Source organism: Tardiphaga sp. (genome assembly GCF_025356345.1).
In the GTDB taxonomy this organism is placed as follows: domain Bacteria; phylum Pseudomonadota; class Alphaproteobacteria; order Rhizobiales; family Xanthobacteraceae; genus Tardiphaga.
The window spans coordinates 24004-40055 of sequence record NZ_JANXTC010000393.1 but is presented as its reverse complement, the minus strand read 5'-3'; the positions used below and the strand labels follow the sequence as shown (position 1 = coordinate 40055).

At 61.7% G+C, this 16052-nt stretch carries 12 protein-coding genes and 1 tRNA gene; 11 read left to right on the top strand and 2 right to left on the bottom strand.

The features are described from left to right. Positions 1-387: 387 nt before the first annotated feature. Together Q0S16_RS24135 and Q0S16_RS24130 are read right to left on the bottom strand one after the other, a co-directional pair. Positions 388-552 carry a Flp family type IVb pilin gene (locus Q0S16_RS24135; protein ID WP_295854330.1) on the bottom strand — a complete coding sequence of 55 codons (165 nt, stop codon included), beginning with the start codon at positions 550-552 and terminating at the stop codon, positions 388-390. A 293-nt stretch (positions 553-845) separates the two neighbouring features. Then, positions 846-1733, bottom strand: coding sequence for an N-formylglutamate amidohydrolase (locus Q0S16_RS24130; RefSeq protein ID WP_295854327.1), 888 nt, complete (start codon positions 1731-1733; stop codon positions 846-848). Positions 1734-2034: 301 nt separating this feature from the next. Between Q0S16_RS24130 and cpdR the strand changes: the two genes are divergently transcribed. The 11 genes from cpdR to Q0S16_RS24075 all read left to right on the top strand — a co-directional run bounded on the left by cpdR (position 2035) and on the right by Q0S16_RS24075 (position 16040). After that, entirely contained in the window at positions 2035-2394 is a 360-nt protein-coding gene (cpdR, locus tag Q0S16_RS24125) for a cell cycle two-component system response regulator CpdR (protein ID WP_295854324.1), read from the top strand. 105 nt (positions 2395-2499) lie between these two features. Beyond that, positions 2500-2574, top strand: a tRNA-Val gene (locus Q0S16_RS24120). Positions 2575-2799: 225 nt separating this feature from the next. Continuing rightward, positions 2800-3570 carry a gamma-glutamyl-gamma-aminobutyrate hydrolase family protein gene (locus Q0S16_RS24115; RefSeq protein WP_295854321.1) on the top strand — a complete coding sequence of 257 codons (771 nt, stop codon included), beginning with the start codon at positions 2800-2802 and terminating at the stop codon, positions 3568-3570. A 451-nt stretch (positions 3571-4021) separates the two neighbouring features. Then, positions 4022-4936 carry an amino acid ABC transporter substrate-binding protein gene (locus Q0S16_RS24110; protein ID WP_295854319.1) on the top strand — a complete coding sequence of 305 codons (915 nt, stop codon included), beginning with the start codon at positions 4022-4024 and terminating at the stop codon, positions 4934-4936. Between the two features lie 74 nt (positions 4937-5010). Continuing rightward, positions 5011-5745, top strand: coding sequence for an amino acid ABC transporter permease (locus Q0S16_RS24105; RefSeq protein ID WP_295854316.1), 735 nt, complete (start codon positions 5011-5013; stop codon positions 5743-5745). Further along, entirely contained in the window at positions 5745-6437 is a 693-nt protein-coding gene (locus Q0S16_RS24100; RefSeq protein WP_295854313.1) for an amino acid ABC transporter permease, read from the top strand. Before Q0S16_RS24105 ends, Q0S16_RS24100 begins: the two co-directional genes overlap by 1 nt. A gap of 50 nt (positions 6438-6487) precedes the next feature. Beyond that, on the top strand, positions 6488-7219 hold the full coding sequence (locus Q0S16_RS24095; protein WP_295854389.1) for an amino acid ABC transporter ATP-binding protein: 732 nt from the start codon (positions 6488-6490) through the stop codon (positions 7217-7219). Between the two features lie 303 nt (positions 7220-7522). After that, a complete protein-coding gene (locus Q0S16_RS24090) occupies positions 7523-9553 on the top strand; it encodes a HAMP domain-containing methyl-accepting chemotaxis protein (protein WP_295854310.1) in 2031 nt (676 codons plus the stop codon). 314 nt (positions 9554-9867) lie between these two features. Continuing rightward, complete coding sequence (locus Q0S16_RS24085) at positions 9868-11871, top strand: HAMP domain-containing methyl-accepting chemotaxis protein (RefSeq protein WP_295854307.1); 2004 nt, start codon at positions 9868-9870, stop codon at positions 11869-11871. A gap of 292 nt (positions 11872-12163) precedes the next feature. Beyond that, positions 12164-13888 (top strand): cache domain-containing protein, encoded by a 1725-nt coding sequence (locus Q0S16_RS24080; RefSeq protein WP_295854304.1) that lies wholly within the window; start codon positions 12164-12166, stop codon positions 13886-13888. Positions 13889-14282: 394 nt separating this feature from the next. Then, positions 14283-16040 (top strand): methyl-accepting chemotaxis protein, encoded by a 1758-nt coding sequence (locus Q0S16_RS24075; protein WP_295854302.1) that lies wholly within the window; start codon positions 14283-14285, stop codon positions 16038-16040. The last annotated feature ends 12 nt before the right edge of the window (positions 16041-16052 follow it).

Sequence of the window (16052 nt, the reverse complement as noted above, 5' to 3'; positions counted from 1 at the left end):
TCAAGCCTCTGATATCATTGGCCAATAGTCTCGATTGCGTGCCAATTTGGCCTGTCACCTATGCAAAATTTGCATGAAGAAATCGAGGAAAACTCTTGCTCTTTGTGCGTCGCGGCCGCATATTGTTGCGGTGCGGTAACGCCTCGCGTTATCGCTGCCCTCCTTGGGCGTTTCCTCCCTAGACTTGGGCCGCTTGCCAACGCAAGCGGCCCTTTTTTCTGTCGGAGGGGCGTGCTGCGATGATTAGTGCGCCCGGCTCGAAGCCGCGGTCGATGCATCCGTGTAACACCCCGACAGCCTCGGATGTGAATGACGGGAATCGCCGCGGGCGAAAGGCCATCCGGAGCCGGCTGAGAGGCCGGGCCGTTTGCCATCATGCGTGGCCGATCATTTCAGTGACGTATTGATGTCGCCGAATTTGGAATTGAGGGTGGTGCCAAGGCCCTGAACGGCGGCAATGATCACCAGCGAAATCCCGGCGGCAATCAGGCCATATTCGATGGCGGTGGCGCCCGACTCGTCGGCCCAGAATCTTGCAAGAACGCGTTTCATAAAACCTCCTGAAAAGTTGTGCGATTGTTTTTCGCACTCGGAGGTTGATTTATAATATCTAAGGTTGAGTGAATTTCGACGGTAAAATTTTGCCGTTCAGGAGGGGGGACTGAAGCGCTGCAGCGACTGGCGGTTGACGAAGTCCTGGGGTTCGAAACCGAAAGTTTTCACAACCATTGGTTGCGTTCTGATGATGACAGCCGCGGCAGCCGACTGCGATCCGGCCTGACGCATGATGTGGTTGCTGGCGCGACAATTGTTCGGAGGAGGTCGGGGAAACGGAAGCGATCCGGCTATTCGGCGGCGGCCTGGAAAGGTCCCAGCTCGGTCAGTGGCACCGCGGCCAACGCATCCGCCAGCACCGTAAAATCAGCCGCGATCTGGTCGAACCGTGCGGTGCGCTCGCGGCGCCGTTCGTCCATATAGATCGCGCGGTTGAGCTCGATCTGGATGGCGTGCAGGCCGCTGGCCGGGTTGCCGTAATGTTCAGTGATGAAACCGCCGGCATAGGGCTTGTTCCGCCCCAGCGAATAGCCAAGCCTGCCAAAGGTGGATTCCACCACATCGACGAGGACGCCGGCGCAACTGGTGCCGTAGCGGTCGCCGATCACCACGTCGGGCCGGCGCGGCTCGTCGCGAGAAATCCCGATCGAGGGCATCGAATGGCAGTCCACCACGATCGCGGTGCCGAATGCCTGGTGTGCCTTGTTGATCAGCCGGCGCAGTCCGCGATGATACGGCTTGTACAGCGTCTCGATGCGGGCGAGGGCATCATCGACATCCAGCCGTTCGCGATAGATCTCCTGGCCGTCGCCGACGACCCGCGGAATTGTCCCCAACCCGCCGGCGACGCGCATCGAGCGGGTGTTGGCAAAGCTGGGCAGCCGTCCGGTGAACATTCGCGGGTCGAGCTCGTAGGGCTCGCGGTTGACGTCCACATAAGAGCGCGGAAAATGCACACGCATGACGGGAAAACCACGGTCGCTCAGGCCAACAATCAATTCGTCCATGAACGAATCTTCGGAGCGCCGCAGCGCCACCACGTCGATGCGCGACGCGCTGAGGAATTCCGCGGGATAGACTGAGCCCGAATGGGGAGAGTTGAAGATAATCGGCGCGCGCCACTGCGCGGGCTCGACAATCTCGAAGGGGGGCGACAGGTCACCGTCAGGCTGGGTCATCGGTCGGACGTCATCCCTCGACTACGATCACGCCGCAAACTCGGCCTGGCGCGAGATCGCTGTTTATGAGGGCGTATTGTCGGTAACCCATCGCGATCTGCCAAGTGAAATCGGCCGTCGAAAAAACAATTCGACCGTTGTGTTCGCACTAAAGTACCACCCGTGCCGATTGAGATGGCATCCGGCGCGTCGTCATGGGACAAAGTGTTGCGAGCCTGAGCACGGCCTTCACCCGAAATTTACCAGAGCTCAGGCTTAGTGTTCGCACAGGTCCTCTCATTGGGTTCGACGTCCAACCGCCATGCACAAGATTCTCCTTGCCGAAGACGACAACGATATGCGGCGCTTCCTGGTCAAGGCGCTGGAAAACGCCGGTTTTCAGGTCTCGTCCCATGATAACGGGCTATCCGCCTATCAGCGATTGCGCGAGGAGCCGTTTGAAATGCTTCTTACCGACATCGTGATGCCGGAGATGGACGGCATCGAACTGGCGCGTCGCGCCAGCGAACTCGACCCCGACATCAAGATCATGTTCATCACCGGCTTCGCAGCCGTGGCGCTGAATTCGGATTCGGATGCGCCGAAGAACGCCAAGGTGCTTGCCAAGCCGGTTCACCTGCGTGAGTTGGTCAGTGAAGTGAACAAGATGCTGGCGGCCTGAGGCAAGTCCGCTTTTTTTGAAAAGAGACAGGGATTGGCGCTTCGGCGTCCTTGCCTGTCTCAACCTGACCCGGTATACGGACCGCACCCGTAAGGACTGGACTTAGGGCGCGTAGCTCAGCGGGAGAGCACCTCGTTGACATCGAGGGGGTCACAGGTTCGATCCCTGTCGCGCCCACCATCCAAACCCCACCCCACCCCGCTCACGTTAGCCACCCCGGTTTCACCACCAGCTTTGGCGGTGTGCCGACGTGTAGGGGACGGGCGAATCGCCGTGAACGCATGGTCCGGTGTCTTCCCGCTTCGCACTGCCCAAAAGAATGATATTCTATATGTCTCGCCACGCCGGCAAGGCTGGCCTATATCTTGCCTCGCAACGGGATAACTTTGTGGAAAGAGACCCTGCATGAAGCGGCCGGTAATCGGCGTGATCGGTAACTCCTATCGCATCGAGAACCGCTTTTCGGTGCAGATGGTTGGCGAGGCGAATTTGCGCGCGGTGGCCGAGGTGGCAAACGCGCTGCCTCTGATGTTTGCCGGCATCCCGGAAGTGTCTGACATCAGTGCCCTGCTTGGCGTCGTCGACGGGATCGTGCTGACCGGCGCCCGTGCCAATGTCCACCCGACCCGGTTCGGCGTCGAACCGCATGTTCGTCACGAGCCCTATGACAATGCCCGCGACGCCGTGGCGCTGGCGCTGTGCGAAGCCTGCGTCGATTTGGGAGTGCCGATTTTTGGTATCTGCCGCGGCCTGCAAGAAATGAATGTCGCCTTTGGTGGTTCGCTGCATCCTGAAATCCGCGAAATCCCGGGGCGAATCAACCATCGCATGCCACGACTCGATAGCGGCGAAATCCATCCCGATCCGGCCGTCGTCTTCGCCGACCGTCATCGGGTGCATCTGACGCCGGATGGCATCTTCGCGCGACTGATCGGCCGGGATACGATCGCGGTGAATTCGCTTCATGGCCAGGGGATCGACCATCCCGGCAGGCGGGTCGTCATTGAGGGTATCGCCGACGACGGCACCATCGAGGCGATTCGCATTGCCGACGCGCCGGGTTTTGCGCTGGGTGTGCAGTGGCACGCCGAATATGACCCGCAGCTGAACCCGATCAACCGGGCGCTGTTTCAGGCTTTTGGCGCCGCGGTCGTGGCGCACCAGAACAGCAACTGACCTTGAAGGCTTCGCGTTCGTTTCAATGCTGCGCTGGATCGCGCGGCATTTGTCCAGAAATTCGGCGGCCTGTTCGTGCCGGCCATTCCCAGCGAGATCAACCCCATCGCCGGCAGCGCAATAATTGGCCCCGGTGCCGATCCGCGGCACCAGCTTGAAGCCGATCACGACGATGATGCGCCGTACAACAAAAAGATCAGCGTCATCAAGGTAACGATGACCCGGCCGGACTATTCGCCGACGTTGCGGCGCGTGCGGCGACGACGTCGCAGGGGGCATGAAGGGCGTTGCTCATCACCGGGATTTACCGTGCTGCGACATCCCCGACAAACCACCTTCCGTACAATTCCGTTTTGGCCCCGATTGTGCAAGCATCCCGAACGGCGGACCGGGGCGCTCATCCCAAAGTGGCAGGCGGCCGGTCCGGGTTGAACAGTTGAGGAGAGGGTACATGAAACGCATTCACCTATTGGGCACCGTGGTCGCCATGGCGATCTGCGCGGGGCAGGCTCAGGCGCAGGAGCTGACCGGTACCTTGAAGAAGATCAAGGACACCGGTGCGATCACTATCGGTTTCCGCGATTCGTCGGTGCCGTTCTCCTATCTGGATGACAATCAGAAGCCGGTCGGCTTCGCGATGGACATCTGCTACAAGATCGTCGACGCCGTGAAAGCCGACCTCAAGCTCGAGAAGCTCGAGGTCAAGCTGAACCCGGTGACCTCCGCGACCCGCATTCCGCTGATCGCCAACGGCACCGTCGATCTCGAATGCGGTTCGACCACCAATAATGTCGATCGCCAGAAGCAGGTTTCCTTCACCAACACCCACTTCCTGACCGCCAGCCGCTTCGTCTCGAAGAAGTCCAGCAAGCTCAGCGCGATCGATGACCTCAAGGGCAAGTCGGTGGTCTCCACCTCCGGTACCACCAATATCAAGCAGCTCACTGAAGCCAACGCCGCGCGCAACCTCGGCATCAACATCATCGCCGCCAAGGACCATGCCGAAGCCTTCCTGATGGTCGAGACCGATCGCGCCGTCGCCTTCGTGATGGACGATATCCTGCTCGCCAGCCTCGCCGCCGGCTCCAAGGATCCGACCGGATACGTCATCTCCAAGGATGCGTTCTCCAAGCCCGAGCCCTATGGCATCATGCTGCGCAAGGACGACGTGCCGTTCAAGAAGGTCGTCGATGGCGCGACCGCCGCGCTGTACACCAGTGCCGATGGCAAGAAGCTGTACGACAAGTGGTTCACCCAGGCGATTCCGCCCAAGGGCCTGAACCTGAACGTGCCGATGGGCACCGAGCAGACCAAGGCGTTTGCCAAGCCCTCCGATTCGGCTGATCCCGACGCCTACGCGATGTAACGACGACCACTGCCCATGCAATGGCCCAGCCATTGCATGGGTTCCGGCCAAGGCGCACGTCGCGGGGGACAGTCGTGAATTATAACTGGAATTGGGGAATCTTCTGGGAGCAGACGCCTGAAGCGACCGGCACTTATTTCAGCACGCTGATGAGCGGGCTGGGGGTGACGATCCTGACCGCGATCTGCGCCTGGACCATTGCCTTCGTGATCGGCTCGCTGATCGGCATCATCCGTACCTTGCCATCGAAATGGCCGGTGTTTCTCGGCAACGCCTATATCGAGATGTTCCGCAACATTCCGTTGCTGGTGCAGCTGTTCATCTGGTTTTTCGTCGTTCCCGAATTGCTCCCGCAGGATCTCGGCACCTGGGTCAAGCAGCTGCGTAACGGTCCGTTTTACACGGCGGTGATCGGCATCGGGCTGTATATGTCGTCGCGCGTCGCCACCCAGGTCAGCGCCGGCATCAATTCGCTGCCCAAGGGGCAGCGCATGGCCGGCACCGCGATCGGCCTCACCACCGTGCAGACCTATCGCTACATTCTGCTTCCGCTGGCCTACCGCGTGATCTTTCCGCCGCTGACCTCCGAATTCCTCAACACCATCAAGAACACCGCGGTGGCGCTGACCATCGGCGTGCTGGAACTGACGGCGCGGGCGCGCTCGATGCAGGAGTTCTCGTTCCAGGTCTTCGAGGCCTTCACCGCCGCGACCGTCATCTACCTCGCGCTCAGCGCGGTGGTGACGATCGGGATGCGTTATGCGGAGAAGCGTCTCGTCATCCCCGGCTTCAACGGGGGTAAGGCGTGATGTTCAGCGATTTCGATTTCAACGTCATCTGGCGCAGCCTTCCCTATCTGTTCCAGCAGGGCATGACCTTCACGCTGACGCTGACGGTGATCGCCACCGTCGGCGGTTTGATCCTCGGCACGCTGGTCGCCCTGATGCGGCTGTCGTCGAACAGTGTGCTGTCGACCTTCGCGGCGAGCTACGTCAATTTGATGCGCTCGCTGCCGCTGGTGCTGGTGATCTTCCTGTTCTACTTCCTGATGCCCTATATCGGGCAATGGATCATGCGCGCCGACCAGCCGGTGCAGGTCGGCGCCTATTCGTCGACCATCATCACCTTCACGCTGTTCGAGGCGGCGTACTTCTCCGAGATCATGCGCGCCGGCATCCAGTCGATTCCGCGCGGGCAGGTGATGGCCGGCTACGCCATCGGCCTGAACTACCGCGAGGTGATGCGCTACGTGGTGCTGCCGCAGGCCTTCCGCAACATGCTGCCGGTGATCTTTACCCAGACCATCGTGCTGTTCCAGGACACTTCGCTGGTCTACGTGCTGTCGATCACCGACTTCCTGGGCGCCGCGTCCAAGGTGGCGCAGCGCGACGGCCGCCTTACTGAAATGTATCTGTTCGCGGCGGTGGTCTATTTCGTGATCTGCTTTACCGCGTCGTTCTTCGTGAAGCGGCTGGGCAAGCGCATCAGCATCATCCGCTAGTCCATCTGAGCCTTATCCGTGTCTCCAACATCCGGTCGATCCCCATGCCCATGATCACCATCGACAATGTCAGCAAGTGGTACAACCCGACCTTTCAGGTGCTGAAGAACTGCACCACCGCCGTCGACAAGGGCGAGGTGGTAGTGGTTTGTGGCCCGTCGGGATCGGGCAAGTCGACGCTGATCAAGACCGTGAACGCGCTGGAGCCGGTGCAGGAAGGCACCATTACCGTGGACGGGCTCAACGTCACCACCATGAAAAAGGATCTGCCAAAACTGCGTTCGCGCGTCGGCATGGTGTTCCAGCACTTCGAACTGTTTCCGCATTTGCGCATCGTCGAAAATCTATGCCTTGGCCAGACCCGCGTGCTCGGCCGTTCGGAAGACTCCGCGACGGCCAAGGCGATGAAGATGCTGGACCGCGTCGGCCTGACGGCGCACGCGCAGAAATATCCGGGGCAGCTCTCGGGGGGCCAGCAGCAGCGCGTCGCCATTGCGCGGGCGCTGGTGATGGACCCGATCTGCATGTTGTTCGACGAGCCGACCTCGGCGCTGGATCCGGAAATGATCAACGAGGTGCTCGACGTCATGGTCGAATTGGCCCGCGAAGGCATGACCATGATGGTCGTGACCCACGAAATGGGTTTTGCCAAGAAGGTCGCCAACCGCGTGATCTTCATGGACGCTGGCGAGATCGTCGAGGACGCCAACAAGGACGATTTCTTCGGCAGCCCGCGCAGCGAACGCGCGCAGCAGTTTCTCTCTAAGATCCTGTCGCATTAGAGGTTGCGCCCGCGCATGTCGGCTATGCGTCATTTACTGTGCCGCATTGCGGAAAATTAACGATTGTATCAGGTCTCGCTGGTATTTTGTAACCTGTGAGGACGAAGCCCCGCGTCGCTGATTGAACTCCACCGGCGCGACCAGGTTTCGTCCTCACGGACTTCTCCAACGGGCATGTCCGCCGCGGCCACCTCCAGAATCCGCGCACCTTCGACCATAGATGTAGATAGCAAGACCGATGGTCGTTCGCCGCGGTCGGTGCCTTGGCTCGACCTTTCGTCAACTTCCGGAAAGTAGATTGAGATGATCACGTTCAACCGCGTCGGAAACAAGTTGGGGCTGGCCGGTGTCGTAGGCATCCTGCTTGCGGGTGGACTTGTTATAAACGAGATGCGGACGGAAGGTTCAATCAACGAGGCCAACCGTCATGCCGAGGTGCAGCAGAAAATCGCCGATAGCGCGCGGATGGTGGAGTTCGAGCTCGGCAATATGCGATTTGCCACGCGCAGCGTGCGAACGGCTATCACCACCTCGCAGGTAGACAAGGGCAATGCTGATATCCAGGCCGCCAAGGCGGCTCAGGACCAGAGTCTGGATGCGACGATAGCCCTGCTGGTACAGCCGGCCAACAAGGAGCGGTTCGCAAGGATCAAGGCGATGGCCGGCGAATATGTCGCGAGCGCCGCTGAAATTGTCGGCCTGCAGAAGAAGCTGCTCGAACTGTACCGGACACGGAATGTCGCCGCCCTCGACTGGGATCGCCATCTCGAACAGATGCGGGCGACCACGGCCATTGTCGAAACGGCGAGCTGGGCCGAAGTGAACGTCCAGCTCCGGAACGCCGACATCGCCATCAACGCGGTGCGTGCCGCGGCCTGGCGCTATGCCGCGATGAACGAGGCTCCGCAGAAAGCACTGATCACCAAATACGGCAGCGCGCTGACCAATGCGTTGGCACGCGCCAGCGTCGTCGACGAGAACGAAATGGTACAGGCCGGCCTGACGCAGCTGGGCACGGATATGAAGCGCTTCATGTCGGCCACCAGCGAAGCCATCAACATCAATGACCTGAAAACCAGCATCACCGATACCAAGGCTGCTCCCGCCGGCGAGGCCGCGTCGTCGCTGATCGCCGCCGCCGTGGCCGCGGCGCAGAAATCGACCGTGGAAGCACGCGCCGGGGCGGCCGACGAATTGGCGCGGTCGGGCCTGGTCAATCGGGCACTGGGACTGGCCGTCGTCGCGGTTCTGATCGGCACCATGTTGTTTTCCTTCCTCGGCGTCGCCCGTCCCATGACGCGGCTGAACGGCGCGATGGCGAAGATGGCGGCGGGCGACCTCGACCTCGAAATCCCCGGCGCCGGGCGCGGCGATGAAATCGGCGACATTGCCAAGACGGTTTCCGTGATCCGCGAGAACGCCGAGCAGAAAGCGCGCGATGAAGCCGCCGCGTCGGTCAGTCGCGACCAGCTGGCCGCGGCATCGCGCAAGCGCGACATGGTCAAGCTGGCCGATGATTTCGAGAATGCCGTCGGCAACATCGTTCAGACGGTATCGTCCGCCTCGACGCAGCTCGAAGCATCCGCGGGGACGCTGACGGCGACCGCGGAGCGAACCCAGCAACTCACCATCATGGTGGCCGCGGCCTCGGACGAGGCCGCCACCAATGTGCGATCGGTCGCATCCGCGACCGAGGAAATGGCGTCGTCGGTCGACGAGATCAGCCGCCAGGTTCAGGAATCCTCGACCATCGCCAGCGCCGCCGTCGATCAGGTTCGCAAGACCAATGATCGCGTCGGTGAACTGGCCAGGGCCGCGGCGCGGATCGGCGATGTCGTCGAACTGATCAACACCATCGCCGGCCAGACCAACCTGCTGGCGCTGAACGCCACGATCGAGGCGGCGCGCGCCGGCGATGCCGGGCGCGGCTTCGCCGTGGTCGCCTCGGAGGTCAAGGCACTGGCCGAGCAGACAGCCAAAGCCACCGGCGATATCAGCCAGCACATCCATGGCATTCAGGCCGCGACGCGGGAATCCGTCGGAGCGATCAAGGAGATCGGCGATACGATCGGCCGGATGTCGGAAATCGCCTCCACTATCGCCTCGGCGGTCGAGGAGCAGGGCGCGGCGACGAGAGAGATTTCCCGCAACGTCCAGCAGGCCTCGAGCGGTACCACCCAGGTCAGCAGCAACATCGTCGATGTCCAGCGCGGTGCCGGGGAAACCGGATCCGCGTCGTCCCAGGTGCTGTCGGCGGCGCAGTCGCTGTCCGGTGAAAGCCTTCGGCTGAAGACCGAAGTCGGCAGGTTCCTGGACTCAGTGCGCGCGGCCTAGCGGGAAGGTCTATCGCGGCCTCGCGGACCGCGGTGATCCGCATGGACACCGTGGCGCGCCGATCCATCGGGGCTGATCTGGCGATGCTTCATTCTGATACCAGAGCGGGATGACTTTAGTTTAGTCCAAATCACTGACCTCGCAATGACGGGGGATGGGACACCGATTCATCTTGAGGTCATCCCGCTCTGGCAGGCCGCCTACCACGTTAACGGGCAGGTTAGAGTTTCGATGGTAATTATACACCGTCGTTCTTCGTCCCGTCTCGGCTCTTCTGTTGCATCCGGACCGTCGCGCTGATCAAGGAAAATCGCATGTCGCTGTTTCGTCTCCGAATTCGTGGTCGTCTCTATGCGGGCTTTGGCGCGCTGGTAATGTTCGGCGCCGCCATGGCGGGATTTTCAGTGTGGCAACTCAGCGATATCAGCGGTCAGGTTCGATCGATGAATGTCGGCTCGGCCAACACCCTGCGATCGGTCGAGATTGCCGCCGAGCTGCAATCGATGCGCCGGGCGATGCTGCGATTCATCTTTGACCAGGACCAGGCCTCCTATCAGGAGTCCGGAAGGCTGCTGGACAATGTTGGCAGCCTGCTGGAAGTCGCCATCAGATTGGTGCGGCAGGAAGATCGTCGCGCGGTGTACCGCGAGATCGACAAGAGCGTCTCGGACCTGAAAGGCATGCGGCTCGATCTCGGCGACACTGTCAAATTGATGGTCGATGGCCGCGCCGCTTTGCTTGGCGAAAGCGAGAAACTGACGAGCGGGCTGCAGAAGCTGGTCATTGCCACGCGCAATACTGTTTTCGCCCAGGGAGCGACAAGCCTGCAGTCGGAAACGCTGCTGGTCCAGGTTGCCCAATGGCGATTTCTCGCCAGTCGCGACCAGGGCAGCCTGATGCAGTTCAAGACCAGTATCGGCAACGCACAGAAGCAGATCGCCGAGCTGGAAAAACTGGATATGCCGGCAAGCCTCGAGGCGTTGTTCGGCATGATCAAGGCCAATCTGAAGAGCTATTCGAACGTGTTCGACAAGGCGTCGGTCAATCTGTTGATGATGGACGAGCTGTTCTATAAGTCGGTGACGCCGACCATCATCGTCGCCATCGAAAAGATGGACACCGTCAAGGCGTCGTCGCAGCGGTCGTTCACGACCAACGCCGCGCTGACCGACGAGAAGATCACCGGCACCATCACGACCCAACAGGCGGTCGCCGCCGTTGCCGCCATTTGCGGGCTGCTGATTGCGTTCTTGATCGCGCGGGGCATCATCGGTCCGCTCGCGGGTCTGACCGCCGGCATGAAAAGACTGGCCGATGGTGATTTCGGCGTGGTGTTGCCCGGCCTCGGCCGCCGGGACGAAGTCGGCGACATGGCGCAGGCGGTCGAGACCTTCAAGGTCAGGGCGGAGCAGAAGGCGCGTGACGAGGCGGCAGCCAGGATCGCCGAGGACCAGACCGCCGCCGCGCAGCGCCGGCGCGAGATGATAAAATTGGCCGATGATTTCGAAGGCGCGGTGGGCCAGATCATCGAGACGGTGTCGTCAGCCTCGACCGAGCTCGAAGCCTCGGCGGGAACGCTGACATCGACCGCGGAGCGCTCGCAGCGGCTGACCACCATGGTCGCCGCGGCGTCCGAGGAGGCTTCCACCAATGTTCGATCGGTGGCGTTGTCCACCGAGGAAATGTCCACCTCGATCACCGAGATCGGTCGCCAGGTCCAGGAATCGGCACGCATCGCCAATGCGGCGGTGGCCCAGGCGAAGACTACCAATGACCGGGTCGCCGAACTGTCGAAGGCGGCGAGCCGGATCGGCGCGGTCGTCGAACTGATCAATACCATCGCGGGACAAACCAATCTGCTGGCCCTCAACGCGACGATCGAAGCGGCGCGCGCCGGCGATGCCGGTCGCGGCTTCGCCGTGGTGGCGTCCGAGGTGAAGGCGCTGGCCGAGCAGACCGCGCGTGCCACCGGCGAGATCGGAATGCAGATCAGTAGCATTCAGAGCGCGACCGATGAATCGGTGATCGCGATCAAGGCGATCGGCGATACGATCGGACAGATGTCGCAGATCGCGTCAAGCGTGGCTTCCGCGGTGGACGGGCAGGGCACGGCGACGCAGGAGATCGCCCGCAACGTGCAGCAGGCGGCGCATGGTACCACCCAGGTGACGTCCAATATTGCCGATGTCCAGCGCGGTGCCAGCGAGACCGGTTCGGCGTCGTCGCAGGTGCTCTCCGCGGCGCAGTCGCTGTCGTCGGAAAGCAGCCGGCTGAAGCAGGAAGTCAGCAGGTTCCTGCAATCGGTGCGGGCGGCGTGATATCGACCCAACGGACATCACGATCGCTCAATGAGGCGATCGTGACCGGGCGACACGCCTTTCTTTTGATCGATGATCAATACGACACATCACCGCGTGCTATCATAAAATAAGCAAGTACTTAACCGTATAGCGTGAGACTACGGATGCGAGTATCCGTGCGCGATTGATTGCGGAGGGGGCTCTGCCGATAACTGCTGATCGATCATTTTTTGCTTCGAAATCTATTGCGCTGACGTGTCCTCCTGCGATTCCACAGGCGGCACGCCACCTGTCTGTACGGAGATCTTAATTGTCATCGCAGCACATGGCTTTCGCCCCGGAACCGGAAGTTTCCCACGCGCGCACCGTTTTTGGCCTCGTACCCCGGATCATGCTGCTCTTGATCTCGGGCATCCTCGCTTTGGGCATCTGCGTGACCAGCGTTGCCTGGTACGTGCTGGACCGCGGTGCCAGCAGGGCCGCCACCGAGCGGGTTGAAACCAATCTGCGGGTGGCATGGGAGGTACTTGGTTCCAAAGGCAAGGATTTCAGCATCGCTGACGGCAAATTGCTGCGGAACGGACAAGTGCTGAACGGCGACACGGCCATTGTCGACAAGGTCAAGAGCCTGGTCGGCGGCACCTGCACGATCTTCATGAATGATACCCGGATCACCACCAATGTGATGAAACCGGATGGCACGCGCGCGGTCGGTACGCAACTGGCGCGCAACGCGGCCTATGCGGCGATCTTCGACCGCAAGACGTCGTTTCGTGGCGAGACGAAAATTCTCGAAGAGCCGTACATGACGGCCTATGATCCGATCCTCGATGCCAGCGGGCAGGTGATCGGCATTCTGTATGTCGGTCTCAAGAAAGTCGACTTCCTGGAAACGGCGCAGGAGACGCTGTGGACGATCATCTCTGCCACCCTGCTGGTCATGGCGCTTGCGATCGTCGCCAGCTATCTGGCCGCGCGTAACGGCGTCGCCCGGCCGTTGAAAGCAAGTATTGCGACGATGAACCGGCTGGCCGCGGGTGATTTGTCAGCCGACCTGCCGGTGCACCGCAGCCGCGATGAAATTGGCCAGATCATATCAGCGCTCGCGGTGTTCAAGTCCAACGGGCTTGAGGTCGAGCGGATGAAGACCGAACAAATCGAAGCCGAGACGCTGAGCGTCGAGCAGCGCCGTCAGGACATGATCCGGATGGCCGACCAGTTCGAAGGCGTGGTCGGAAGGATCGTTGATGCGGTCTTTTCGGCATCGGCCGAATTGGAGGTTTCGGCTGGCAAGCTGTCCGGGACGGCGGAGCGTTCGCAGCAATTGACCAATCTGGTCGCCGACGCCTCGGAAGTGGCGTCGACCAATGTGCAGTCGGTCGCCTCGGCCACTGAGGAGATGGCCTCGTCGGTCAACGAGATCAGCCGTCAAGTGCAGGAATCCGCGCGTATCGCGGGCGAGGCGGTCGAACAGGCCCAGCACACCAATGATCGCGTTTCCGAACTCGCCGTGGCCGCTTCACGGATTGGCGATGTTGTCGAGTTGATCAACAACATCGCTGGCCAGACCAATCTGCTGGCGTTGAACGCCACGATCGAGGCGGCGCGTGCCGGGGAGGCCGGCCGCGGCTTCGCGGTGGTGGCCTCCGAAGTGAAGGCGTTGGCCGAACAGACCGCGAAGGCAACCGGCGAGATCTCCGCGCAGATCAGCGGGATTCAGGCCGCGACGCAGCACTCTGTCGGTGCGATCAAGGGAATCGGCGCGACCATCGGACGGATGTCGGAGATTGCGTCGACCATCGCCTCCGCCGTCGAGGAACAGGGCGCCGCGACCCGGGAAATTTCCCGCAACGTGCAGCAGGCGGCGCAGGGTACCACCCAGGTCACGTCCAATATCGCCGATGTCCAGCGCGGTGCCAGCGAGACCGGTTCGGCGTCGTCGCTGGTGCTGTCGGCGGCGCAGTCGCTGTCGTCGGAAAGCAACCGGCTGAAGCAGGAAGTCAGCAAGTTCCTGCACTCGGTGCGGGCGGCGTAGTCCGGCGCGGTGCCGCCTCATCGGGCTGTCGAGGCGGCGATGGCGGCCGGTGCCTGCAGAGTGACTTCGGTAGATCGCAGTCGCCCGGGCTGCTTTTTAGCGATGATGGAACGCCGCCGTTAACCACCGTTTTAGATCTGTGGTGTTATGTTCTTCATAACGATTTAAGCCGTCGAATGAGGAAACCGGCATCGGTTCCGATATTCGCGGCCCCACACCGCCCTATTTTATAATGTTTTCTTCAATTCATTGACCATGCGGCGCAGGCAGCGCCGACACAACAACGCTCCGCCGATCATCACGACCCGCCAATCGCCAAGCGCCGGCCGCGCCGCCGCTCCTGCTTGCGATCGCGGCTGTCCCGAATTTCGACAATTCCATTCCGAGGAACGTCATGACCATGATTCAGAACCTGCGCATTGGCACCAAACTCGGATTCGCATCCGCCATCGGCATCCTGTTGCTCGGCCTGATGATCTATTTGCAGATCAACGGCAGCGCGGAGGTGGCCCTGACCAATGCCAATGCCGCGCGCAGCGTGGCCGTGGCCTTGGATGGCGCCGAAGCCAAGGCCTTCACGCGCGGCATGCAACTTGGTCTCCGGGAAATGATTCTTTCGCAGAGCCCCGCTGACATCCAGAAGGCCTCGGATACTTACGCGGAAAATGAAAAATCCGCCCGCCGGTTCATCGCTGATGTTGCAAGCCGAACGCAGTCTAATGAGAATCGCGACCGCGCTGCTCAACTTGAAGCAGCGATTACCCGATTCACACGGGGCAAAGAGCGGATCGAAGCGGTGCGCAAGGAAGCCGTCTCACTGATCGCTAAGCGGAATGCCGGCGAACTGACCACCGAGGGCGCGACCCGGATCACCCAGCTAGCTGACGAAATTCCGCGGATTCGCCGCGAAGTGACGCTTCCTGTCAGCGCCGAGATCGATACGCTGTCCGATCAGATTACCGAAACTGCGAAGACGAGGGGCGAAGCGGCGAAGGCCGCGGCCGATGCGAAAATCGCATCGGTCGACCAGATCTCGCTGATCCTGTCCATCGTGACCGCGCTGATGCTGGTCGGTACCTGGCTGTTTTCCGTCTTCGCCATCGCCCGGCCGATGCGCGAGCTGAGTGTCGCGATGAACGACCTCGCCGAGGGCAATTTCGCCGTGGTGCTGCCGGGGCTCGGCCGCGGCGACGAGATCGGCGACGTCGCCGGCGCCGTGGAGAAGTTCAAGGTCAAGGCGCGGGAGCGCGCCCATGCCGAGGCCGTGGCCCAGCAGAACCAGGAGCGCGACGCCGCTGAACAGCGCAAGCGCGAGATGGTCAAGATGGCCGATGATTTCGAGAACGCGGTGGGCGAAATCGTCGATACGGTGTCGTCGGCCTCCACCGAGCTCGAAGCTTCCGCCAGCACGCTGACCGCCACCGCCGCGCGCGCGGAGGAACTGACGACCATGGTGGCCGCGGCCTCCGAGACCGCCTCGACCAATGTGCAGTCGGTGGCGTCCGCGACCGAGGAAATGGCTTCATCGGTCAACGAGATCAGCCGCCAGGTGCAGGAATCCTCGACCATCGCCAACCACGCCGTGTTGCAGGCGCGCAAGACCAATGATCGCGTGGCCGAACTGGCCAAGGCGGCGTCGCGGATCGGCGACGTCGTCGAACTGATCAACACCATCGCCGGGCAGACCAATCTGCTGGCGCTGAACGCGACGATCGAGGCGGCGCGCGCCGGCGAGGCCGGCCGCGGCTTCGCGGTGGTGGCATCGGAAGTGAAAGCCCTGGCCGAGCAGACCGCCAAGGCGACCGGCGAAATCAGCGCGCAGATTTCCGGCATCCAGACGGCGACGCAGGAATCGGTCGGCGCCATCAAGGAAATTCGCGACACTATCGGGCGGATGTCGGAGATCGCCTCGACCATCGCCTCGGCGGTGGAGGAGCAGGGCGCCGCCACGCAGGAGATTTCCCGCAATGTGCAGCAGGCCGCGCAGGGCACGCTGCAGGTGTCGTCGAACATCACCGACGTGCAACGCGGGGCTTCCGAGACCGGCTCGGCCTCGTCGCAGGTGCTGTCGGCGGCGCAGTCGCTGTCGTCGGACAGCAACCGGCTGAAGGTGGAACTCGGGCGGTTCCTTGGTCAGGTGCGCGCGGCGTAAGATGGCGGCTAG